The sequence below is a fragment of the Kribbella sp. NPDC055110 genome (assembly GCF_053607525.1).
On record NZ_JBSGTS010000001.1, the window covers coordinates 467,529 to 489,029 of the forward strand.

General features: G+C 68.5%; 21 protein-coding genes. 13 read left to right on the forward strand and 8 right to left on the reverse strand.

The annotated features are described in order from the left end of the window. Positions 1 to 57: 57 nt before the first annotated feature. Entirely contained in the window at positions 58 to 606 is a 549-nt protein-coding gene (locus ACWF0M_RS02015) for a TetR/AcrR family transcriptional regulator (protein WP_452233718.1), read from the reverse strand. 143 nt (positions 607 to 749) lie between these two features. Between ACWF0M_RS02015 and ACWF0M_RS02020 the strand changes: the two genes are divergently transcribed. Continuing rightward, on the forward strand, positions 750 to 1,715 hold the full coding sequence (locus tag ACWF0M_RS02020) for a S1C family serine protease (RefSeq protein ID WP_452233719.1): 966 nt from the start codon (positions 750 to 752) through the stop codon (positions 1,713 to 1,715). Here ACWF0M_RS02020 and ACWF0M_RS02025 read toward each other — a convergent pair. Continuing rightward, a complete protein-coding gene (locus ACWF0M_RS02025) occupies positions 1,705 to 2,238 on the reverse strand; it encodes an N-acetyltransferase family protein (RefSeq protein WP_452233720.1) in 534 nt (177 codons plus the stop codon). The two genes, ACWF0M_RS02020 and ACWF0M_RS02025, sit on opposite strands and share 11 nt — an antisense overlap. A gap of 248 nt (positions 2,239 to 2,486) precedes the next feature. Then, positions 2,487 to 3,146, reverse strand: coding sequence for an MBL fold metallo-hydrolase (locus ACWF0M_RS02030; RefSeq protein ID WP_452233721.1), 660 nt, complete (start codon positions 3,144 to 3,146; stop codon positions 2,487 to 2,489). 214 nt (positions 3,147 to 3,360) lie between these two features. Between ACWF0M_RS02030 and uvrA the strand changes: the two genes are divergently transcribed. Further along, positions 3,361 to 6,444 carry an excinuclease ABC subunit UvrA gene (gene uvrA / locus ACWF0M_RS02035; protein ID WP_452233722.1) on the forward strand — a complete coding sequence of 1,028 codons (3,084 nt, stop codon included), beginning with the start codon at positions 3,361 to 3,363 and terminating at the stop codon, positions 6,442 to 6,444. Between the two features lie 8 nt (positions 6,445 to 6,452). On the opposite strand, the gene ACWF0M_RS02040 is transcribed toward uvrA, so the two are convergent. Next, entirely contained in the window at positions 6,453 to 7,349 is an 897-nt protein-coding gene (locus ACWF0M_RS02040) for a hypothetical protein (RefSeq protein ID WP_452233723.1), read from the reverse strand. 342 nt (positions 7,350 to 7,691) lie between these two features. On the opposite strand from ACWF0M_RS02040, the gene ACWF0M_RS02045 reads away from it, so the two are divergent. After that, positions 7,692 to 8,285 carry a Rieske (2Fe-2S) protein gene (locus tag ACWF0M_RS02045; protein WP_452233724.1) on the forward strand — a complete coding sequence of 198 codons (594 nt, stop codon included), beginning with the start codon at positions 7,692 to 7,694 and terminating at the stop codon, positions 8,283 to 8,285. A gap of 64 nt (positions 8,286 to 8,349) precedes the next feature. Here ACWF0M_RS02045 and ACWF0M_RS02050 read toward each other — a convergent pair whose 3' ends face one another. Next, complete coding sequence (locus tag ACWF0M_RS02050) at positions 8,350 to 9,564, reverse strand: S8 family peptidase (protein WP_452233725.1); 1,215 nt, start codon at positions 9,562 to 9,564, stop codon at positions 8,350 to 8,352. Positions 9,565 to 9,713: 149 nt separating this feature from the next. Then, entirely contained in the window at positions 9,714 to 10,169 is a 456-nt protein-coding gene (locus ACWF0M_RS02055; RefSeq protein WP_452233726.1) for a DUF6194 family protein, read from the reverse strand. Positions 10,170 to 10,251: 82 nt separating this feature from the next. On the opposite strand from ACWF0M_RS02055, the gene uvrC reads away from it, so the two are divergent. The 3 genes from uvrC to ACWF0M_RS02070 are packed head-to-tail and all read left to right on the forward strand — an operon-like array spanning position 10,252 to position 14,086. After that, positions 10,252 to 12,282 (forward strand): excinuclease ABC subunit UvrC, encoded by a 2,031-nt coding sequence (gene uvrC / locus ACWF0M_RS02060; RefSeq protein WP_452233727.1) that lies wholly within the window; start codon positions 10,252 to 10,254, stop codon positions 12,280 to 12,282. Beyond that, positions 12,282 to 13,148, forward strand: a complete 867-nt coding sequence (gene rapZ / locus ACWF0M_RS02065) for an RNase adapter RapZ (RefSeq protein WP_452233728.1) — start codon at positions 12,282 to 12,284, stop codon at positions 13,146 to 13,148. The genes uvrC and rapZ overlap by 1 nt, the downstream gene beginning before the upstream one ends. After that, a complete protein-coding gene (locus tag ACWF0M_RS02070) occupies positions 13,145 to 14,086 on the forward strand; it encodes a gluconeogenesis factor YvcK family protein (RefSeq protein WP_452233729.1) in 942 nt (313 codons plus the stop codon). Before rapZ ends, ACWF0M_RS02070 begins: the two co-directional genes overlap by 4 nt. On the opposite strand, the gene ACWF0M_RS02075 is transcribed toward ACWF0M_RS02070, so the two are convergent. Further along, positions 14,083 to 15,504 (reverse strand): hypothetical protein, encoded by a 1,422-nt coding sequence (locus ACWF0M_RS02075; protein ID WP_452233730.1) that lies wholly within the window; start codon positions 15,502 to 15,504, stop codon positions 14,083 to 14,085. The two genes, ACWF0M_RS02070 and ACWF0M_RS02075, sit on opposite strands and share 4 nt — an antisense overlap. After that, positions 15,501 to 16,007 carry a SigE family RNA polymerase sigma factor gene (locus ACWF0M_RS02080; protein ID WP_452233731.1) on the reverse strand — a complete coding sequence of 169 codons (507 nt, stop codon included), beginning with the start codon at positions 16,005 to 16,007 and terminating at the stop codon, positions 15,501 to 15,503. The genes ACWF0M_RS02075 and ACWF0M_RS02080 overlap by 4 nt, the downstream gene beginning before the upstream one ends. Before the next feature lie 119 nt (positions 16,008 to 16,126). On the opposite strand from ACWF0M_RS02080, the gene whiA reads away from it, so the two are divergent. From whiA to ACWF0M_RS02115, 7 genes are all read left to right on the forward strand, one after another. Then, on the forward strand, positions 16,127 to 17,110 hold the full coding sequence (gene whiA, locus ACWF0M_RS02085; RefSeq protein WP_452233732.1) for a DNA-binding protein WhiA: 984 nt from the start codon (positions 16,127 to 16,129) through the stop codon (positions 17,108 to 17,110). An 89-nt stretch (positions 17,111 to 17,199) separates the two neighbouring features. Beyond that, complete coding sequence (locus ACWF0M_RS02090; RefSeq protein WP_452233733.1) at positions 17,200 to 17,595, forward strand: hypothetical protein; 396 nt, start codon at positions 17,200 to 17,202, stop codon at positions 17,593 to 17,595. Positions 17,596 to 17,791: 196 nt separating this feature from the next. Then, on the forward strand, positions 17,792 to 18,799 hold the full coding sequence (gene gap, locus ACWF0M_RS02095) for a type I glyceraldehyde-3-phosphate dehydrogenase (RefSeq protein ID WP_452233734.1): 1,008 nt from the start codon (positions 17,792 to 17,794) through the stop codon (positions 18,797 to 18,799). A gap of 78 nt (positions 18,800 to 18,877) precedes the next feature. Continuing rightward, positions 18,878 to 20,071 carry a phosphoglycerate kinase gene (locus ACWF0M_RS02100; protein WP_452233735.1) on the forward strand — a complete coding sequence of 398 codons (1,194 nt, stop codon included), beginning with the start codon at positions 18,878 to 18,880 and terminating at the stop codon, positions 20,069 to 20,071. Between the two features lies 1 nt (position 20,072). Continuing rightward, positions 20,073 to 20,888, forward strand: a complete 816-nt coding sequence (gene tpiA / locus ACWF0M_RS02105; protein ID WP_452233736.1) for a triose-phosphate isomerase — start codon at positions 20,073 to 20,075, stop codon at positions 20,886 to 20,888. Further along, on the forward strand, positions 20,885 to 21,118 hold the full coding sequence (secG, locus tag ACWF0M_RS02110; protein WP_130448352.1) for a preprotein translocase subunit SecG: 234 nt from the start codon (positions 20,885 to 20,887) through the stop codon (positions 21,116 to 21,118). The genes tpiA and secG overlap by 4 nt, the downstream gene beginning before the upstream one ends. Positions 21,119 to 21,131: 13 nt before the next feature. Next, positions 21,132 to 21,491, forward strand: a complete 360-nt coding sequence (locus ACWF0M_RS02115; protein WP_131296896.1) for an RNA polymerase-binding protein RbpA — start codon at positions 21,132 to 21,134, stop codon at positions 21,489 to 21,491. The last annotated feature ends 10 nt before the right edge of the window (positions 21,492 to 21,501 follow it).

The following is a 21,501-nucleotide window of genomic DNA, read 5'->3' on the forward strand; positions in this document are numbered from 1 at the left end:
TACGGCGTACGGGCAGGGGTGATCGCCCCGTGGCGACGGGGGAGTCGGGGTTGGTGCTCAGGCGCGGCGGAGCAGTCTCCGCAGGGCGATGTCGCAGAGTCTTCGGAGGTCGTCGTCGGTGCGTTCGTGGGCATGCCGGCACTCGCCGAGCAGGCCGTTGATGGCGAACTTCGCCAGGTCGCGCTCGAGCGGGTCGTCGGAACCGGCCATGTACTCCGTCAGCCGCATGCCGTCGGCGACCAGTTGCGCGACCTCGGGCATCTGCTCGATCACCGGGAGGATGTCCTGGAGCACGTCGACGACGCCGCGGTGCACGACGGCGAGATCGATGAAGCTCTGGATCGCGAGCTCCTGCGCGTCGGCCCGGGACAGCTCGGCGGCGGCCTTGACGAGCTCGGCCACGTCGGCGGCGGCCGGCTCGAGGACGGCGGCTAGCACGGCGGGCTTGCCGCTGAAGTGGTACAGCACGGTGGCCTTGGAGCAGCCGGCTGCGGTCGCGATGTCCTGCAGTGACGTCGCGTTGTAGCCACGGGCCTGGAACAGGTCGATCGCCTGACGCACGATCTCGCGCCTGGTTCGCTCCCGCGCCGGGGTGGTGACTGCCATGTCAAGCATCTTGACTGACCGATCGGCCAGTTTTCAACCGATCGGTCAGTTTTGTGGTCCGGTTCACGTGGTTGCCCACGGTGTAATGATGTAATTCAGGCCCCTCGCTTCGCTCGGGGGCGGGAAGAGAAGAGGCGCGAGCGATGGCAGACGAGATGGCCGGCGAGATGGCGGGCGAGATGGCGGGGGACGACGTACTGGATGCCTACTCCCGAGTGGTCTCGGGCGTGGCCGAACACCTGATCCCGCGGGTCGCGAGCCTGCGGATCCACAGCCGGCGCGGCGACTCGTCCGGCTCCGCCGTCGTCCTGACCGGCGACGGGCACCTGCTCACGAACGCACACGTGGTCGGCGACGGCGTCGAGGCGTCGGCCGAGTTCGCGGACGGTACGTCGGCGCAGGCCCGGGTGGTCGGGGTGGACCGGTTGTCCGATCTCGCCGTACTGCGGGCCGACCGGGAGATTCCTGATCCGCCCGAGTACGGTGACGCGGATCTGTTGAAGGTCGGGAACCTGGTGGTTGCCGTCGGCAATCCGCTCGGGCTCGCCGGGAGCGTGACCGCCGGTGTGGTGAGCGCTCTCGGGCGATCCCTGCCGGTCCAGAGTGGCTCAGCTCAGCGCATCATCGAAGACGTGATCCAGACCGACGCCGCGCTGAACCCGGGCAACTCCGGCGGGGCGCTTGCCGACGGCAACGGGCGGGTGATCGGGATCAACACCGCGGTCGCCGGGATCGGGCTGGGGCTGGCGGTCCCGGTCAATCCGACCACGCGCCGGATCATCTACTCGCTGCTGCACGACGGTCGCGTGCGGCGCGGGTACCTCGGGCTGGTGACCAAGCCCGCGCCGCTGCATCCGGCGCTCGCGGAACGGTTCGACCAGCGCACGGCACTGCGGGTCGTCGAGGTCATCCAGGCGAGCCCGGCGGCGGCAGCGGGTCTACGGCAGGGCGATCTCGTCCTGGCGGTCAACGGCGTACAGCTTCGAGATGCTCAGTCTCTGCAGCGGCAGTTGTTCGAGGACGCGATCGCCCGCCGTACCGAGATCACTGCGATCCGGAACAACGCACTCGTGGACGTGATTGCGTATCCGGGGGAGCTCACCGACTGAGCTCGGCGCGCAGCAGGACGCAGGTCCCGGGTTCGAGGGGCGCGTTCGGGAAGGTGAAGTCGCGGGTGACCTCGCTGAACCCGAAGCGCCGGGTGAGGTCGCGGATGACGCCGTTGGCGAGGTTGACGAAGGTGTAGATCTCGTCGGCGCGCTCCTGGGTCCAGCGCATCCGGTCCTTGGTGAGCAGGTCGCCGATGCCGTGACGGCGCCACTCGCTCGAGACGATCAGCCCGATCAGGTAGTACCCATCCGGAGCCGTCGTGGGCGGATCGGTGGGGGAGGCCTGATGCCGGATCACCGCGCCGTACCCGACGACCTCACCACCGATCTCCGCGACCGCCGTGTACCGATCGGGGTTCTGCAGATCCGCCACCAGCCGGCTCCGGCGCTCGTCCACCGGCCCGCCGGTCCGCGTCACAATCAGGTCGGCGCAAGCCGTCAGATCCGCATCCACCGCCGGCCGCACCAGAACGTCGACTGCCTGCCGGGTAGCCCCAGGCCGATACTCCGCGAACCCGCTCATGCCCTCATCCTAGGATCGCCTGCGTCCACCGCCGGCGCCGTCAAATCACAGAACAAAGAACCCCGCACCCGCGGACCAGCAACCGCGGGTGGAGACAGGACGTGGTGAGTGGAGACCTGCTATTTCCTGTTCAACCCCATCAACGCAACGGCGCCGGCCCACCACGAGCTGTCTCCTGCCACCACAGTTCGCCCGTGCAGAGCATCCACCACCGCCGAGATCGTCCTACATGCGGCGAGAGATACGGGTCACCAGCCGCGTTTGCGCCATTCGGGGAGGTGGGGGCGTTCGGTGCCGAGGGTGGTGTCGGAGCCGTGGCCGGGGTAGACCCAGGTTTCGTCGGGGAGATCGGCGAAGAGTTTGGTCTCTACGTCGTTCAGGAGCGACGTGAAGCGCTCGGCGTCGCCTTGCGTGTTGCCGACGCCGCCGGGGAAGAGGGAGTCGCCGGTGAAGAGGTGCGGTGCGCCGTCCGGGTCGTCGTACAGCAGGGCGATCGACCCGGGGGTGTGGCCGACCAGGCGGATCACGCGGAGGCTGCACTGGCCGACGGCGATGTGGTCGCCGTCGTCGGCGAGCTGGTCGGTGGGGACCGGGATGCCCTCGGCGTCGTACCGCCCGGCGACCGTGGTCGCACCGGTGCGGCCGACGACCGCGGCCAGTGCCTCCCAGTGGTCCTGGTGGCGGTGCGTGGTGATCACCCGTGCGAGGCCGCCGTCACCGATCAGCCGGAGCAGGGTGTCCGCCTCGTTCGCGGCGTCGATGAGCACCTGCTCGTCGGTCTGCCGGCAGCGCAACAGGTACGCGTTATTGTCCATCGGCCCCACAGCGACCTTGGTGATCATCAGGTGCGCCAACTCGTGGGTCTGTGCCGCCCCGCCGACCTTCACGTTCCCGTGGTACTCCGGCATCTCGCCTCTCCCTGATCTCGGTGACACGCCGATCCTCGCACCTCCTGCCTACCGGTGCAGCGACCACCCATGGTGATCGAATATACTTTCGAAACGCCGCTCGGATCCGGCGGCGGAAGTTTTTGTCGGTGGGCCTCGTTAGCATGACCGGGCAAGTGAGTGAACCACCCAGAGAACCACCTGGAACCCCTCGAGAACGGCTGAGAGTGAGCTTGTGTCTGACCGTCTGATCGTGCGTGGAGCACGCGAGCACAACTTGAAAGACGTCTCGGTCGACCTGCCGCGGGACGCCATGATCGTCTTCACCGGCCTGTCGGGGTCCGGGAAGTCCAGCCTGGCCTTCGACACGATCTTCGCCGAGGGCCAGCGGCGGTACGTCGAGTCGCTGTCGGCGTATGCGCGCCAGTTCCTCGGCCAGATGGACAAGCCGGACGTCGACTTCATCGAGGGCCTGTCACCGGCCGTCTCGATCGACCAGAAGTCCACCTCGCGGAACCCGCGGTCCACGGTCGGCACGATCACCGAGGTGTACGACTACCTCCGGCTGCTGTTCGCCCGGGCCGGGCGCCCGCACTGCCCGGAGTGCGGCGAGCCGATCGCGCGCCAGACCCCGCAGCAGATCGTCGACCGCGTGCTCGAGCTGGAGGAGGGCACTCGGTTCCAGGTGCTCGCGCCGGTCGTCCGCGGCCGCAAGGGGGAGTATCTGGACCTGTTCCGCCAGTTGACCGGTCAGGGCCTGTCCCGGGCCCGGGTCGACGGCGAGACGATCCAGCTCACCGACCCGCCGAAGCTCGACAAGCAGAAGAAGCACAACATCGAGGTGGTCGTCGACCGGCTCGCGGTGAAGAGCTCCGCGAAGCAGCGGCTGACCGACTCGGTGGAGACCGCTCTCGGGCTGGCCAGCGGGCTGCTCGTGCTGGACTTCGTCGACCTGCCGGAGGACGACCCGCACCGCGAGCGCCGGTTCTCCGAGAAGCTCGCCTGCCCGAACGATCACCCGCTCGCGATCGACGAGCTCGAGCCGCGGTCGTTCTCCTTCAACTCGCCGTACGGCGCCTGCCCGGTGTGCACCGGTCTCGGGACCCGGATGGAGGTCGACCCGGAGCTGCTGGTTCCGGACCCGTCGAAGTCGCTCGACGAGGGCGCGATCCAGCCGTGGGCCGGCCAGAACGTCTCGCAGTACTTCGAGCGGCTGCTGGACGCGCTGGCGAAGGACCTGAAGTTCAAGACCAGCACGCCGTTCGGTGAGCTGCCGGCGAAGGCGAAGAAGGCGCTGCTCACCGGACACGACAAGCAGGTCCACGTCTCGTACCAGAACCGCTACGGCCGCGAGCGGTCGTACTACACGAGCTTCGAAGGCGTCATCCCGTACGTCGAGCGCCGGCACGCGGAGGCGTCGAGCGACACCGGGCGGGAGCGCTTCGAGGAGTACATGCGCGAGGTCCCGTGCCTGGCCTGCAACGGCGCCCGGCTGAAGCCGATCTCGCTCGCGGTCACCCTCGGCGGGAAGAACATCGCGGAGATCAGCGCGATGTCGATCGACGAGGTGCACGGCTTCCTGACGCAGATGGAGCTGAGCCCGCGCGAGAAGCAGATCGCGGAGCGGGTGGTCAAGGAGATCGGCGAGCGGCTGCGGTTCCTGCTCGACGTCGGCCTGGACTACCTGGCGCTGAGCCGCCCGGCGGGTTCGCTGTCCGGCGGTGAGGCGCAGCGGATCCGGCTCGCGACGCAGATCGGTTCGGGTCTGGTCGGCGTACTTTATGTGCTCGACGAGCCGTCGATCGGCCTGCATCAGCGGGACAACCGGCGGCTGATCGACACGCTGGTCCGGCTCAAGGAGCTGGGCAACACGCTGATCGTCGTCGAGCACGACGAGGACACCATCGACCACGCCGACTGGGTCGTCGACATCGGCCCGGGCGCCGGTGAGCACGGCGGCCAGGTCGTCGTGTCCGGCACGGTGGAGGACCTGCGCAACCACCCGGACTCGATCACCGGCCAGTACATCTCCGGTCGCCGGGAGATCCCGATCCCGGCGGTCCGGCGGCCGCTCACCGAGGGCCGCGAGCTGACCGTGTACGGCGCGCGGCAGAACAACCTGAAGGATCTCGACGTGACCATCCCGCTCGGGGTGTTCGTCGCGGTCACCGGGGTGTCCGGCTCGGGCAAGTCGACGCTGGTGAACGACATCCTCTACACGTCGCTGGCGCGGCAGATCTACGGCGCCCGCGCGGTGCCCGGCCGGCACACGAAGATCTCCGGGATGGACCAGGTCGACAAGGTCATCCACGTCGACCAGTCGCCAATCGGCCGGACGCCGCGGTCCAACCCGGCGACTTACACCGGGGTGTGGGACCACGTCCGGAAGCTGTTCGCGGAGACGCCCGAGGCGAAGGTCCGCGGGTACCAGCAGGGTCGCTTCTCGTTCAACGTCAAGGGCGGCCGCTGCGAGGCGTGCTCGGGTGACGGCACGCTGAAGATCGAGATGAACTTCCTGCCGGACGTGTATGTCCCGTGCGAGGTGTGCCACGGCGCCCGGTACAACCGCGAGACGCTCGAGGTGCACTACAAGAGCAAGACCGTCGCGGACGTGCTGGACATGCCGATCGAGGAGGCGTCCGAGTTCTTCGCGGCGATCCCGGCGATCTCGCGGCACTTGAAGACGCTGGTCGAGGTCGGCCTCGGGTACGTCCGGCTCGGGCAGCCGGCGCCGACGCTGTCCGGCGGTGAGGCGCAGCGCGTCAAGCTCGCGTCCGAGCTGCAGCGGCGGTCGACTGGCCGCACGGTGTACGTCCTGGACGAGCCGACGACCGGTCTGCACTTCGAGGACATCCGGAAGCTGCTCGGCGTGCTGAGCGGCCTGGTGGACAAGGGCAACTCGGTGCTGGTCATCGAGCACAACCTGGACGTCATCAAGACGGCCGACTGGCTGATCGACCTCGGTCCGGACGGTGGTCGTCGCGGCGGCACGCTGGTTGCGGAAGGTACGCCGGAGGAGGTCGCGGCCAACCCCGCGTCGTACACCGGGCAGTTCCTCGCGGAGATCCTCGAGGGTCGTGCCGCGAAGCCGAGCGCCAAGAAGGCCGCCGCGCAGCCTGCACCGGCGAAGTCCGCACCGGCGAAGTCGGCACCGGCCAAGAAGGCAGTCGCAAAGAAGACAGCTGCTGTGAAGAAGACGGCTGCCCCGAAGAAGACGGTGGCGCAGAAGTCAGCGCCACAGAAGGCCGTGGCGCAGAAGACCGCGAAGACGGCGGCGCCCGTGAAGAAGACGGCCGCCAGGAAGCGGGTCGCCGGCTGACGGGCGGGTCAGCGGCGGAAGAGTTGCTGCCAGAGCTGTCGGCCCCAGGTCCGGCGCGGTGACGGCAGCAACGCCGCCGGCAGCATGACTGTCGGCGGCTTCGCGAGCGTGACCGGTACCTGAACCATGCGGTCGCCCTGCAACCAGTACAGGTCGGGACTGCACTGGTCCGACGCATCGCGGTAGGTGTCGGCGACGTACTGCGCCAACCGGTCCGCGACCTGCTGTCCCGCATCGGCGGCGCAGAAGGCGACGGTGCTCAACCTCGGTACGCCGACCAGCACGCCCAGCCCGATGGAGGCCTGGGGCAACAACTTCTCGCGGTCGACGATCGCCATCGACACGAGCGGGTCGTCGTCCCGGGAGAGCACCGAGAAGCCCTCGTGCTCGACCGGGCGAAGATCCGAGATGTGCTCCAGCGTCAATTGCACCGGCGACGGTACGTCGGGATCGCCGAGCCCGAGCATCGAGCGCCGTACGACGGTCAACCGGCGGTAATCCGCTCCGGTGCCGACGAACACCACGACCTCGAAGTGGTCGCCGAACGGGATCAACGCGTCCGCCACCGGCCCTGAGGTCCGCGCCGACCAGCCGCGCTGCAGCAGCATCGCGCGCTGCCGTACGGCGACGTCGCCGAACCGATGCTCCTCGGTGGCGAGCTCGCCCTCCGCGACGACCGCCCGTAGCCACGCCTCGATCTGCTCGGCCCACAGCTGCTGGGGGAGCTGACGGCACCGGTCGATGATCTCGCCGAGGCCGACGACCGCCGACATCTGCAGCGCACCGCGGCCCCAGCCGACCTCGACCGTGCGTTCGGCGGTGTCGACGACACACCCCGGCATCCACATCGGCGCCAGGTCCGCGATCGCCTTCAGAACCGTCGAATCGTTCGTCGTACCAGTCATCTCCAGGCCTCTCCCACCACTAGAGTGTGCCGGGCATCCACTCGGTACGTTTCAGGTCCCCCCGCGTTTGCTGAGGGCCGGCCAGCGGAGAAACCTTAGCCGCGAGACCGGGGCGACGCCTGAATCCGACAAGCAGCTGGCGCACGCGGCATACCTGTCGCGACGGCTCGAGGGGTGGACTGCGTGGTCGGGATCGTGGCGCCGACTGCCAGCTGATTCACAGCAAACCTTCAAACTGCGGTTGAATCCGAATCGTGGTGAACCGTTCGGACCATCCGGTCGTTTGACTCGGTGTACAGCGTTCAACTATTTCGATCAGCAGGCTCCTGGAGGTCCAGATCTATGAGCGATGACACGATGGCACCCGCCACCACCCCGCAGCAGACCATCCCGCAGCAGACCAGCCCGCAGCAGGCCAAGGCGACCGACGGCCTGCGCGACCGGAGGACTGTGCTCCGGTGTGCGGCGATGGTCGCCCTCGCGGGTGCCAGCGCGCCGCTCCTCGCGGCCTGCGGTGGCAGCGACGACGCCTCGGGCGGTACGACGCCGTCCGCGAGCGGCTCGAGCTCGGCGCCGAGTGCCGGCAGCAGCGCCTCGTCCAGCGCTCCGTCGTCCACTGCCCCTTCGTCGAGTGCGCCGGCCAGCGGCGGTTCGGTGCTCGGCCCCGTGTCCGACGTACCGGTCGGTGGCGGGAAGGTGTTCGCCGACGCGAAGGTCGTGGTGACGCAGCCGACCGCGGGTCAGTACAAGGGCTTCTCCGCGGTGTGCACGCATCAGGGCAACCCGATCGGCTCGGTGGAGGGCGGCCAGATCGTGTGCCCGTTCCACAACAGCCACTTCAGCATCACCGACGGCAGCCCGGTCAGCGGCCCGGCGCAGACGGCGCTACCGGCCGTGAACGTGAAGGTCGAAGGCAGCAACATCGTCGAGGCCTGATCGCGACGTACGAAGGCCCGGCCACCGTGGTGAGGAATCCGGTGGCCGGGCCTTCAGCTAGGTGTCAGGACTGGTCGGCGGCGCCGACGTACAGCAGCTTGTTCGGGGAGCCTGTGCCCGGGTCGCCGACCTTGTCGGCCGTGGAGTTGTCGACCAGCGCCTTGGCGACGTCGGCCGGCGTGGCGTCCGGGTGGGCGGCCAGGTAGAGCGCGACCCCGCCCGCGACGTGCGGCGTGGCCATCGACGTACCGCTCATCTTCGCGGTGGCGTCCGGGTCGGTGATGCCGACCGAGGTGATGTCGACGCCCGGTGCGAACAGGTCGACGCACTTGCCGAAGTTCGAGAAGTCGGCGCGCTTGTCCTGGTTGTCGGTGGCGCCGACGGTGATCGCCGAGGGCTCCCGGGCCGGCGAGCCCTGGCAGGCGTCCGCGCTTTCGTTGCCGGCAGCAACGGCATAGGTGACACCGGAGCCGACCGAGGCCTTGACCGCGGCGTCGAGGGCGTCGTCGGCGCCGCCGCCGAGGCTCATGTTCGCGACGGCCGGCTTCTTGGCGTTCTTGGTCACCCAGTCGATGCCGGCGACGACGGACTCGGTCGTGCCGGACCCCTGGCAGTCCAGCACCCGGACGCCGAAGACCTTGGCGCCCTTGGCGAGGCCGTACGTCGTGCCCGCGATGGTGCCGGCCACGTGGCTGCCGTGACCCATGCAGTCGACGCCGTTCTGGCCGTCGCCGACGGTGTCGGTGCCGACGGACGCGCGGTCGCCGAAGTCCTTGTGGGCGGCGTAGATCCCGGTGTCGATCACGTAGACGTTCACGTTCTCGGCGGTGGTCGACGCCTCGTACTTCTTGTCCAGCGGCAGGTCGCGCTGGTCTGCGCGGTCCAGGCCCCACGGCGGGTCGTCCTGGCTGACAGTGATCTTCTGGTTCTGTTGGACGAATGCGACCCGCTTGTCACCGGCCAGCTTCTTCGCCTGGTCCTCGGTCATGCCGGCCGAGAAGCCCTTGATCGACGCGTCGAACTGCTTGTTGACCTTGACGTCGTAGCTCGAGGCCAGGCTCTGCGTGGCGGCCCGGGTCTGGGCCCGCGAGTTCTGGCCGGCCAGTACGACGATGTAGCTGCCGGGGATCGCGTTCGAGCTACCGGCGCCGCGGATGGTGACGGGAGCGGTTTGCGACGCGTCACTGCCGGCCGCTGTAACGGCGATTCCGGTAACGGCGAGCGCGGACGCAGCGACGGCACCGAGTAAAGCGCGCGGTCTGCGAAGGGATGGGGACATGGGCGGAACTCCCTCGAGTCAGCGCAAGGCCTTGTTGCCTCACGCAAAGGACCTGCGCATCTACCCTGGTCCACACGCTAGGGAGCGCGCCCATCCCAGCCGGGGGTCAACTCAGCCTTATGACTCAACCCGCAATACGACCGCAATGTTCAGCGGGTTTGTCGTGCCTGGTGATTGGAATACTTGCGCGCCGCGAACTCGTACGCCTCGACGATCAACGGGAGCAGCTGGTCCAGACCGGTCGGGTCGACGATCGCGACCCAGTACTGAGTGGCATAGAACGGATGCGGCATCAAGGTGTCGCGCGCGGCGTAGTCGTGGGCCGAGTCGAGCACCCAGTCGGCGTCGCGTTCGGTCGGCACCGGTCCGAACAGCGAGGTGTACGTCGTCTTGGTGAGGCCGAGGTTGAGACGCCAGGAGCCGGGCTGGTCGAGCCGGGACACCTTCTCGTAGTGGTCGCCGGTGACAATGGTGGCGAACGGCTGCTGCCGCTCCGGTGGCAGGTCGCCCGCCGGGTCGTACAGGTAGAACAGGTCGTCCTGGGCCTCGAGCACCCGGACGCCGTCGTACGCGCGAATCAGTCGATCCAGTTCGTCGATCTTCATGCCTTCAAGTCTGTCATTGAACTAGGAGTGCAAACTTGGCGGCGATTCCGGATTTGTCGGCGGGCCGAACTAGGGTGGTTGAGTGGCTGATCCGTCCTCGTACCGTCCCGCTCCGGGATCGATCCCCGACTCGCCAGGTGTCTATCGCTTCAGCGACTCCGGCGGCCGGGTGATCTACGTCGGCAAGGCGAAGAACCTGCGGGCGCGCCTGTCGTCGTACTTCCAGGATCTGGTGAACCTGCACCCGCGGACGCAGGCGATGGTGACGACGGCCGCGAAGGTCGAGTGGACGGTGGTGGCGACCGAGGTCGAGTCGCTGCAGCTGGAGTATTCCTGGATCAAGGAGTACGACCCGCGCTTCAACGTGAAGTACCGCGACGACAAGTCGTACCCGTGGCTCGCGATCACCCTCAACGAGGACTATCCGCGGGTGATGGTCGGCCGCGGCCAGAAGAAGAAGGGCGTGCGGTACTTCGGTCCGTACAGTCACGCGTGGGCGATCCGGGAGACGGTCGACCTGTTGCTGCGGGTGTTCCCGATGCGCTCGTGCAGCAAGGGCGTGTTCAACCGGCACCGCCAGATCGGCCGGCCCTGCCTGCTCGGGTACATCGGCAAGTGCGCCGCGCCCTGCACGGGTCAGGTGACCCAGGAGGAGCACCGGCAGATCGTCGACGACTTCGCCGCGTTCCTCTCCGGCCAGACCGCGACGTACGTGCGCCGGCTGCAGAAGGAGATGCAGGCCGCGGCCGCCGAGCTCGAGTACGAGCGGGCCGCGAAGATCCGTGACGACCTGGCCGCCCTGGACAAGGCGCTGGCCAAGAACGCAGTGGTGCTCGGCGACGGCACCGACACCGACGTGATCGCGCTCAGCGAGGACCCGCTCGAGGTCGCGGTGCAGATCTTCTACATCCGCGGCGGCCGGATCCGCGGTGAGCGCGGCTTCATCGCCGACAAGGCGGACGGTACGGCGACCACCGGAGACCTGGTGTCCCGGTTCATCCAGCAGACGTACGCCGGTGACTCGGCGGACTCGATCCCGCGGGAGATCCTGGTCCCGACGATGCCCGAGGACGCCCCCGCGCTGACCGAGTGGCTGGAGTCGACGCGCGGCGCGCGAGTGGACCTCCGCGTCCCGCAGCGCGGCGACAAGAAGGCGCTGATGGAGACCGTCGAGCGCAACGCGCTGCAGACGCTGACGATGCACAAGACGAAACGGGCCAGCGACCTGACCACCCGCAACCAGGCGCTGGAGGAGATCCAGGCCGCGCTCGACCTGCCCGAGGCGCCGCTGCGGCTGGAGTGCTACGACGTCTCGAACCTGCAGGGCACCGAGGTGGTCGCCTCGATGGTCGTGTTCGAGGACGGCCTGCCGCGGAAGAGCGAGTACCGGCGGTTCGTGATCAAGGGTGTCGAGGGGCAGAACGACGTCGCCTCGATCGCCGAGGTCCTGACCCGCCGGTTCAAGCGGCTCCTGGACGAGCGCGCCACGATGACCGCCGACGAGGATCCCAGCGGCGCCCTCATCGACCCGGAGACCGGGCGCGCCCGGAAGTTCTCCTACGCACCAGGACTCGTGGTCGTGGACGGTGGTCCGCCGCAGGTCGCGGCGGCCCGGCAGGCGATGGACGAGCTCGGCCTCGGCGACATCCCGGTCTGCGGCCTGGCCAAGCGGCTGGAGGAGGTGTGGCTGCCGGACGAGGAAGACCCGGTGATCTTCTCCCGTACGTCGGAAGGCCTCTACCTCCTGCAGCGGCTCCGGGACGAGGCGCACCGGTTCGCGATCACGCACCACCGCAGCCGGCGGTCGAAGTCGATGGTCGAGAGCGTCCTCGACGAGGTGCCGGGTCTCGGCGAGGTCCGGCGGAAGACGTTGCTGCGGCACTTCGGGTCGCTGAAGAAGTTGCGGCTGGCCACGATCGACGAGGTGGCGGATCTGCCCGGTTTCGGGCGCCGTACGGCGGAGTCCGTCGTACTCGCGGTGAACGCTGCCGCAACGAAGGCGGAAACCGGCCGGGCTCCGTCGGTGAACACGGCCACAGGCGAGATACTGGGGGACGACGTCCCGGCGCCGGCCAGGACGCCTGACGGGGATCCAGGGAGAACTGAGAACTGATGGACGACACGGGCGGCAACCTCATCATCGTGTCCGGGATGTCGGGCGCGGGACGGAGCTCCGTCGCCGACGTACTGGAGGACCTCGGCTGGTTCGTGGTGGACAACCTGCCGCCGATGTTCCTGACCACCCTTGTCGAGCAGGTCATCGGCACCGGCGCGGCGCCGCGGCTCGCCGTCGTCGTCGACGTCCGGACCGGGCTGTTCTTCGGCGAGCTGAGCTCGGCCATCCACGACCTGCGACTGAAGGGGTACCGGCCGCTGACCCTGTTCCTGGAGGCGTCCGACGACGTGATCGTGCGCCGGCAGGAGGGCGTCCGCCGGCCGCACCCGCTGCAGGGCGAGGGCCGGCTGCTGGACGGCATCCAGCGTGAGCGCGAGCTGCTCGGCGACATCCGGGCCGGCGCCGACCTGGTGATCGACACCTCGAGCCTGAACATCCACCAGCTCGCCGCGAAGATCGTGAACGCGTTCGGCGACGAGGAGAACGCGGAGCTCCGGGCGACCGTGGTGTCGTTCGGGTTCAAGTACGGCATTCCGGTCGACGCGGACGTGGTCGCCGACATGCGCTTCATCCCGAACCCGTACTGGCAGCCCGACCTGCGCCCGATGACCGGGCAGGACAAGCCTGTGTCAGACTTCGTCCTCGGCCATCCGCTGGCCCAGCAGTTCCTGCAGAACTACGTGGACGTGCTGGACACCCTGCGGACCGGCTACCTGAACGAGGGCAAGCGCTTCGTCACCGTCGCGATCGGCTGCACCGGGGGTAAGCACCGCAGCGTCGCGATGGCGGAAGAGATCGCCCGCCGGCTGCGCGAGAAAGGCTCACCGACGTTAGTGGTACACCGGGACCTGGGGCGGGAGTGACGCGAGCGCCCAGGGTCGTAGCACTGGGTGGGGGACATGGCCTGGCCGCATCCCTTTCCGCACTTCGCCATGTGACCGATCAGCTGACCGCCGTCGTGACGGTCGCCGACAACGGCGGTTCGTCCGGGCGGCTGCGCCAGGAGCTCGGCGTACTGCCGCCGGGTGATCTGCGGATGGCGCTGGCCGCGCTGTGTCGTGACGACGAGTGGGGCCGGACGTGGGCCGACGTACTGCAGCACCGCTTCCGCAGCAACGGTGAGCTGCACGATCACGCGGTCGGCAACCTGCTGATCGTCGCGTTGTGGGAGCTGCTCGGCGAGGCGGTCGAAGGACTCGACTGGGTCGGCCGGCTGCTCGGCGCGGAAGGCCGGGTGCTGCCGATGTCCGCCGTACCGCTGGATATCACCGCGCGGGTGCTCGGGCTGGATCCGGCGCATCCGGAGGTGATCACGGAGATCCGCGGTCAGGCCGAGGTGGCGACGACCGAAGGACACGTCGTGGACGTCGCGCTCGACCCTGCCGACCCGCCGGCCTGTCCCGAGGCCCTGGTGGCGATCGCGGAAGCCGACTGGGTCGTCGTGGGTCCGGGCTCGTGGTTCACGTCCGTCATCCCGAACCTGCTGGTGCCCGAGCTGAGCCGCGGCCTCGAGCAGACCAGCGCCCGCCGGCTCCTCACGCTGAACCTGGGGGAGCAGAAGGGTGAGACCGACGGCTTCTCGCCCGAGACCCACCTGGAGGTCTTGGCCGCGCATGCGCCGGATCTCCGAATCGACGTCGTGCTCGCCGACGCCGGTCACGTGCCCGACCCCGAGTCGCTACGCCGTACGGCGGAGTCCCTCGGGGCCGAGCTGGTGATCGCCGACATCGCCGACGACGACCGCGACCTGCACCACGCCCCGGACAAGCTGGCCAAGGTGTACCGGGAGATCTTCAGCTAGTCGAAATCGGCGTCGAGGTCCTTCTTGGCGGTGTACACCTGCTTGCCCTGGGCGTCGTACCCGCGGACCCGGACGCTCTTGATGCCGGAGTTCCCGCCGGTCAGGCCCCAGATGTAGTAGCCGTTCGAAATCAGCGCGCGCGTCGGGCCCTGCGTCGGCAGGTCGACGACGAGCTGCGCGACGCCGTCCGGTATCATCCCGAAGCTGAAGTCGTCGGCGAACTTCCCGTTCGCCTGTACGGCGCCCCGCGTGTAGTCGTACGCGCCTTTCGCCGTGGCTCCCAGCATGTGGCACCACGCGTACACCTTCTGGTCCGGTGAGATCAGTACGGCGGTGAGCTTGTTGCCGGTGCCCGTCTTGAGCGCGACCTGCCACTCCTTCGTCACCGGTCCGGCCGCCTTGATCCGCGGATCCTGCGCTCCGCTGTCGCCGCTGAAGTAGATGTCGTCCACGCCACGGCACCGCGTGGTGATCTGCTCGTCGGTCAGTGGACTGACCGGCGGCGGGGGAGCGAGAGCCTTCCCGGTCAACGGGTCCTTGGTGAGTACGACGTTCGGCGTGATCGGCTCGGCGGTCTTGACCGTGACGTTGTCCGGGGCCGACGGCCGTTCGGTCGCTGCGGTCGGGAGCGACGGGCGCTGGTACTCGAAGATCTTGCGGCCTTCGGCGTCGTACCCGCGGACCTGCCGCTGCTGCCCGCCCTTGGCCGCATTGTCGAACCCGATCGAGTAGAAACCGTTCTCGCCGACGAGTGCCTGCCGCGGCTCGGTCTCGCCGTCGAGGTCGACCAGAACCTCGCGGACACTGTCCGGAACCCGGTTCGTGGCAGCGGCGAAGGGGGTCCGACCAGAGGTGGCCTGCGGCTTTGTGCTGATCCGTCCGTAGGACTGCGCCTGCCCGACGCTCATCAACGCACAGGTGCTGACGATGGATTGGTCCGGGGACAGGAACATCACGTGCAGCCGGTTGCCGGTGCCGGCCTTCACGACGACCTTCCAGTTGGCGTCGAGCGGCTGCCCCTTGTCGAGGGGGTTGGCACCGTGCTCGCGCAGGAAGTCGACGTACTCCGTATCGGTCTGCTTGCACTGGTTGCGCAGGTTGGCGTCGCTCAGCTGACTGACCGGCGGAGGCGGCTGGACCTTCGCGCCGGCTTCGTCTTTGATGACGCGACCGGTGCTCGCGTCCATCGTGAGCCGCGGGCCGTTTGCGGGGCCGGTGCTCTCGTCGCGGTTCGCGGACCAGGCGGCGACACCGCCGATGATGACGCCCGTGGTGAGGACGGCGGTGGCGACCGTCGCGATCCGGGTGTTGCGGACGGAGCGCCGGGCACGGACGAGGAGATCGTCGACGTCGGTGGTCAGTGGCTGGTCGCTGTCGTCGGCGGCAGCGGCCAGAAGGCGTTCGATGTCCGTACTCATGATGCGCTCCTTTCGGTCTGGTCGAGAAGTTCGCGAAGGCGGGTGAGGCCACGGGACGTCTGACTCTTCACGCCGCCGACACCGATACCGAGGATGTCGGCGGTCTGTTCGAGGCTGAGGTCGGCGTAGTGCCGCAGTACGACGCACGAACGTTGACTCGGCGGCAACGCGGCGAGCGCCTGGACGACGAGCATCCGGTCCTCGACGGTGCCGACCGGATCCGGCCGCGGCGTGACCTTCTCGTCGGTGTCGAGGAGCCGCTCCCGGCGCCACGGTTTCCTGGACTGGTCGAACACGGCCGTGACCAGGCATTGGTGCGCGTAGCCGTTCAGCCCTTGGGTGCGGTCGATGCGGTGCCAACGGCGATACACCTTCACGAGCGCGTCCTGCGCCGCGTCCTCCGCCCGGTGCCAGTCGCCGCACATCAGGTACGCCGTTCTGCGCAGCCGCCGGATCGTGGTCGCGGCGAACTCGGTGAACTCGGCGTCGTCCGGTGCCTTCATACCCCTCCTCTCGGAACGTCGCCGGGGTAACGCATTCAGTGCGCCGAAAGGTTGCAGCGCCCGTAACCGGGGCAGCTTCTGCCCGTTGGGTCTTTGACATGGGTGGGAGGATGGCCTTCATGGCGATGACAGCACAGGTGAAGTCCGAGTTGACCAGTATTCAGGTGACGAAACCGTGTTGCCGCAAGGCCGAGGTCTCGTCGATCCTGCGGTTCGCCGGCGGGCTGCACCTGGTCTCGGGACGCATCGTCGTCGAGGCGGAACTGGACAGCGGCGCCGCGGCCCGGCGGCTGCGCAAGGACATCGCGGAGATCTTCGGTCACCCGTCGGACGTGGTGGTGATTTCCCCGTCCGGGATCCGCAAGCAGACGAAGTACGTCGTCCGCGTGGTCCGGGACGGTGACGCGCTGGCGCGGCAGACCGGCCTCGTGGACAACCGCGGCCGTCCCGTCCGGGGCCTCCCGCCCGCGGTCGTTTCCGGTGCGTCCTGTGACGCGGTTGCGGCCTGGCGTGGTGCGTTCCTGGCGCACGGATCGTTGACCGAGCCGGGTCGGTCGTCCTCGCTCGAGGTGACGTGCCCCGGGCCGGAGGCGGCGCTCGCGCTGGTCGGTGCGGCGCGGCGGCTCGGGATCGGTTCGAAGGCCCGCGAGGTGCGGAACGTAGACCGCGTGGTGATCCGCGACGGTGACGCGATCGGCGCCCTGCTGACGCGGCTCGGTGCGCACGAGTCGGTGCTGGCGTGGGAGGAGCGCCGGATGCGGCGCGAGGTCCGTGCGACCGCGAACCGGCTGGCGAACTTCGACGACGCGAACCTGCGCCGCTCCGCCCGGGCCGCGGTGGCCGCTGGGGCGCGCGTCGAGCGGGCGTTGGAGATCCTGGGCGACGACGTACCGGACCACCTGCAGGTGGCGGGCAAGCTGCGGCTGGAGCACAAGCAGGCCAGCCTCGAAGAGCTCGGCCAGCTGCACGAGCCGGCGCTGACCAAGGACGCCGTCGCCGGCCGGATCCGCCGCCTGCTCGCGATGGCCGACAAGCGCGCCGGCGACCTCGGCGTCCCGAACACCGAAGCCAACCTCACCCCGGAGATGCTCGACCCGGCCTGACCGGATCGTTATCAACGGCCGCCTGCGCCGCTCTTGCGACGTTGGTTGGATCTGTCCCACGGATGGATCACGACCACGATCGGAGACCGATGGGCGACGCGAACGAAGAGGCCAAGGCAAAAGAAGACCTGATTCGGACCGGGCACAAGAATCAGGAGAGTCACCGCAAAGCGGGCGATGCGGTGAAGAAGCATCGCGAAGGCGAGGCGAAGAAGGGCAAGATGGTCGCCGACGAGCCGGCGGCGGTCACTGCGCCGGCGGCGAACTGGCCCGGCAACGAGGTGCCGGCGACGCCGGGAGTGCGCGATCAGCTGGCCGGTGCGCTACGAGTCGGCCAGGCCGGTGATGTGGCCTTTGCGCGGGACCTGCTGAACAGCGGCCAGGCGCCCCTCGGCGGTGTGGCCAAGCCGGAACAGACCGCCGCCGGCGCGAAGGAAAGCACGGCTGGATCACGGGCCGCGAAACCTGCGCTCGGCCTCGGCTGATCGGTGCGAACGGCGGTTTCCGGAGGGACGTTCCGGAAATCGCCGTTCGTCGTACCAGCCAGTGGTCTGGTCTGAAGCCGTGAAAAACAACCGGTGGTCTCATCTGGACGCTACCAGTTGATCGAGTGGGCGGTTGGGCTAGTGTTCGGGCTGTAGCGGCAGTGCTCGAAAGCTAGTTCTGAGGAGACGCAGTCCCGTGACCGTACGCGTAGGTATCAACGGCTTCGGCCGGATCGGCCGTAACTTCTTCCGCGCCGTGCAGGCGTCCGGTGCCGACATCGAGGTCGTCGCCGTCAACGACCTGACCGACAATCAGACCCTCGCTCACCTGCTGAAGTACGACTCGATCCTGGGACGCTTCCCGGGTGAGGTCTCCGCCACCGACGACGACATCACCGTCGGCGGCAAGAGCTTCAAGGCGTTCGCCGAGCGCGACCCGGCCAACCTGAAGTGGTCGGACGTCGGCGCCGACGTGGTGATCGAGTCCACCGGGTTCTTCACCGACGCCACCAAGGCCAAGACGCACGCCGACAACGGCGCCAAGAAGGTCATCATCTCCGCCCCGGCGAAGAACGAGGACCTCACCGTCGTGATGGGCGTGAACCACCAGCTGTACGACGCCGAGAAGCACACCGTGATCTCGAACGCGTCCTGCACCACGAACTGCATCGCCCCGCTGGCCAAGGTTCTGAACGACGCGTTCACGATCGAAAAGGGTCTGATGACCACGATCCACGCGTACACCCAGGACCAGAACCTGCAGGACGGTCCGCACAAGGACCTGCGCCGCGCCCGCGCCGCCGCGCTGAACATCGTCCCGACCTCCACCGGCGCCGCGAAGGCGATCGGCCTGGTGCTGCCGGAGCTCAAGGGCAAGCTGGACGGCTACGCGCTGCGCGTCCCGGTCCCGACCGGCTCGGCCACCGACCTCACCGTCACTGTCGGCCGCGAGGTCACCGTCGACGAGGTCAAGGACGCTTACAAGGCGGCCGCGGCGGAGGGTTCGCTGAAGGGCTACCTGACCTACACCGAGGACGAGATCGTCTCGAGCGACATCGTCACCGACCCGGCGTCCTGCATCTTCGACGCCGGCCTGACCAAGGTGATCGGCAACCAGGTCAAGGTCGTCGGCTGGTACGACAACGAGTGGGGTTACTCCAACCGCCTCGTCGACCTGGTGAACCACGTCGGCGCCTCGCTCTGACATTCCCCAAGCTTTGCGTCCGAAGAGAGCCCTGGTGCTTCTTCGGGCGCAAGCTCGTTCGCACGAGGAAGCTGAACTGTGAAGACCATCGAAGATCTCGGCGACCTGGCCGGGCAGCGGGTGCTGGTCCGGTCCGACCTGAACGTGCCGATCAAGGACGAGGTGATCGGCGACGACGGCCGGATCCGCGCGTCGCTGCCGACTCTGGTGAAGCTGGCGAAGGCGGGCGCGAAGGTGATCGTGACCGCGCATCTCGGCCGTCCCAAGGGTGAGCCGAACCCGGCGTACACGCTGGCCCCGGTGGCCAAGCGGCTCGGTGAGCTGCTGCAGCCCGAGGGCATCACCGTGCGGTTCGCCACCGACGTCACCGGTGACGCGGCGCAGACCGCCGTACAGGATCTCGACGAGGGTGAGGTCCTGCTGCTCGAGAACGTGCGCTACGACCCGCGCGAGGAGAGCAAGGACGAGGCCGAGCGTGGTGCGCTGGCCGATGAACTGGCGGCGCTCGCGGACGTCTTCGTCAGCGACGGCTTCGGTGTCGTGCACCGCAAGCAGGCCAGTGTGTACGACGTCGCGCGCAAGCTCCCGCACGCGGCGGGTGGGCTGGTGCTCGCCGAGGTCGACGTACTGAAGAAGCTCACCGAGGACCCGGCCCGGCCGTACGTCGTGGTGCTCGGCGGCGCCAAGGTGTCGGACAAGCTCGCGGTGATCGACAACCTGCTCGCCAAGGCCGACAAGCTGCTGATCGGCGGCGGCATGGTCTTCACGTTCCTGAAGGCGCAGGGCCACGAGGTCGGCAAGAGCCTGCTCGAGGAAGACCAGCTGGACATCGTCCGCGGCTACCTGAAGGAGGCCGGCGACAAGATCGTGCTGCCGACCGACATCGTGGTCGCGCCCGAGTTCACGGCGGATTCGCCGGCCACCGTGGTGGCCGCGGACGCGATCCCCGCCGACCAGCTCGGCCTGGACATCGGCCCGGACTCCGCGAAGGCGTTCGCCGCCGAGGTCGGCGCGGCGAGGACGGTGTTCTGGAACGGCCCGATGGGCGTGTTCGAGATGGCGGCGTTCGCCGGCGGAACCAAGGCCGTCGCGCAGGCGTTGACCGAGGTGGACGGGCTGAGTGTGGTCGGCGGCGGTGACTCCGCGGCCGCCGTACGGCAGCTAGGCTTCGCCGACGACGCGTTCGGCCACATCTCCACCGGTGGCGGTGCGTCGCTCGAATACCTGGAGGGCAAGGAGCTCCCGGGTCTCGCGGTACTGGAAGAGGACTGAGATGGCCACCGGCAACTCAGCTGCCCGTACGCCGTTGATGGCGGGCAACTGGAAGATGAACCTGAACCACGTCGAGGCCGTGCACCTGCTGCAGAAGCTGAGCTGGACGCTGCAGGACAAGAAGCACGACTTCGAGCGGGTCGAGGTGGCGGTGCTGCCGCCGTTCACCGACATTCGCAGCGTGCAGACGCTGGTCGACGGTGACCGGATGAAGATCAGGTACGGCGCGCAGGACGTGTCCACGCACGACGCCGGGGCGTACACCGGCGAGATCTCGGCGGCGATGCTGAGCAAGCTCGGCTGCACCTATGTGCTGACCGGACACTCCGAGCGCCGGCAGTACCACGCCGAGGACGACGCCCTGGTCAACGCCAAGACGGCGAAGGCACTCGAGGCCGGGCTGATCCCGATCGTCTGCGTCGGCGAGGGCCTCGAGGTCCGCAAGGCCGGCGAGCAGGTTCCGTACACGCTGGCCCAGGTGGACGGCGCGCTGGCGGGGCTGAAGCCGGACGACGTCCGCAAGCTGGTGCTGGCCTACGAGCCGGTCTGGGCGATCGGCACCGGCGAGGTCGCGACGCCGGAGGACGCGCAGGAGGTGATCGCCGCGATCCGGGGCCGGATCGAGGAGACGATCTCACCCTCGGTCGCCGACTCGGTACGGATTCTTTACGGCGGATCGGTGAAGATGGCCAGTGCAGGTGGCATCATGGCCCAACCGGATGTCGACGGCTGCCTGGTCGGAGGTGCGAGCCTCCAGGTGGACGAGTTCGCCGGCATCTGCCGTTACCTGGACCTTCAGTTAGGCTACTCCTCGTGATTCTCGCTTTCTCGATCGTCGTGATCGTCTGCAGCTTGTTCCTGACGCTGCTGGTGCTGCTGCACAAAGGCCGCGGTGGCGGCCTCTCGGACCTGTTCGGTGGCGGTGTGTCGTCCAGCCTCGGCGGCTCGTCGGTCGCCGAGCGGAACCTGGACCGGATCACGATCGGCGTCGGTCTGATCTGGTTCGCGTCCATCGTCGCGGTCGGCCTGCTCTACAAGCTCGGCTGAGGGGTCGGTTCCCGTGGCTGGTGGTGGCAGTGCGATTCGTGGCAGCCGGGTCGGTGCCGGGCCGATGGGCGAGGCGGAGCGCGGCGACACCGCGCCCCGGCAGCGCATCGTGTTCTTCTGTGCGAACGGGCACGAGACGGCGACCTGGTTCGCGGTCGAGGCGGCCATCCCGGAGGAGTGGGACTGTCCACGGTGCGGTCTGCCGACCAGCACCGATGTGAACAACCCGCCCCCTCCGCCGAAGATCGAGCCCTACAAGACCCACCTGGCCTATGTGAAGGAGCGTCGCTCCGAGCAGGAGGCGCAGGAGATCCTCGACGAGGCCCTCGAGAAGCTCCGCGCTCGCCGCGCCCGCGGCGAGGTCATCTTCTAGCAAGTGCGCG

Bases quoted from the DNA above. Each gene is read 5' to 3' on its own strand.
- ACWF0M_RS02015 (WP_452233718.1), bottom strand. From the start codon at position 606: ATGGCAGTCACCACCCCGGCGCGGGAGCGAACCAGGCGCGAGATCGTG.
- ACWF0M_RS02020 (WP_452233719.1), top strand. From the start codon at position 750: ATGGCAGACGAGATGGCCGGCGAGATGGCGGGCGAGATGGCGGGGGAC.
- ACWF0M_RS02025 (WP_452233720.1), bottom strand. From the start codon at position 2,238: ATGAGCGGGTTCGCGGAGTATCGGCCTGGGGCTACCCGGCAGGCAGTC.
- ACWF0M_RS02030 (WP_452233721.1), bottom strand. From the start codon at position 3,146: ATGCCGGAGTACCACGGGAACGTGAAGGTCGGCGGGGCGGCACAGACC.
- ACWF0M_RS02040 (WP_452233723.1), bottom strand. From the start codon at position 7,349: ATGACTGGTACGACGAACGATTCGACGGTTCTGAAGGCGATCGCGGAC.
- ACWF0M_RS02045 (WP_452233724.1), top strand. From the start codon at position 7,692: ATGAGCGATGACACGATGGCACCCGCCACCACCCCGCAGCAGACCATC.
- ACWF0M_RS02050 (WP_452233725.1), bottom strand. From the start codon at position 9,564: ATGTCCCCATCCCTTCGCAGACCGCGCGCTTTACTCGGTGCCGTCGCT.
- ACWF0M_RS02055 (WP_452233726.1), bottom strand. From the start codon at position 10,169: ATGAAGATCGACGAACTGGATCGACTGATTCGCGCGTACGACGGCGTC.
- rapZ (WP_452233728.1), top strand. From the start codon at position 12,282: ATGGACGACACGGGCGGCAACCTCATCATCGTGTCCGGGATGTCGGGC.
- ACWF0M_RS02075 (WP_452233730.1), bottom strand. From the start codon at position 15,504: ATGAGTACGGACATCGAACGCCTTCTGGCCGCTGCCGCCGACGACAGC.
- ACWF0M_RS02080 (WP_452233731.1), bottom strand. From the start codon at position 16,007: ATGAAGGCACCGGACGACGCCGAGTTCACCGAGTTCGCCGCGACCACG.
- whiA (WP_452233732.1), top strand. From the start codon at position 16,127: ATGGCGATGACAGCACAGGTGAAGTCCGAGTTGACCAGTATTCAGGTG.
- ACWF0M_RS02090 (WP_452233733.1), top strand. From the start codon at position 17,200: ATGGGCGACGCGAACGAAGAGGCCAAGGCAAAAGAAGACCTGATTCGG.
- tpiA (WP_452233736.1), top strand. From the start codon at position 20,073: ATGGCCACCGGCAACTCAGCTGCCCGTACGCCGTTGATGGCGGGCAAC.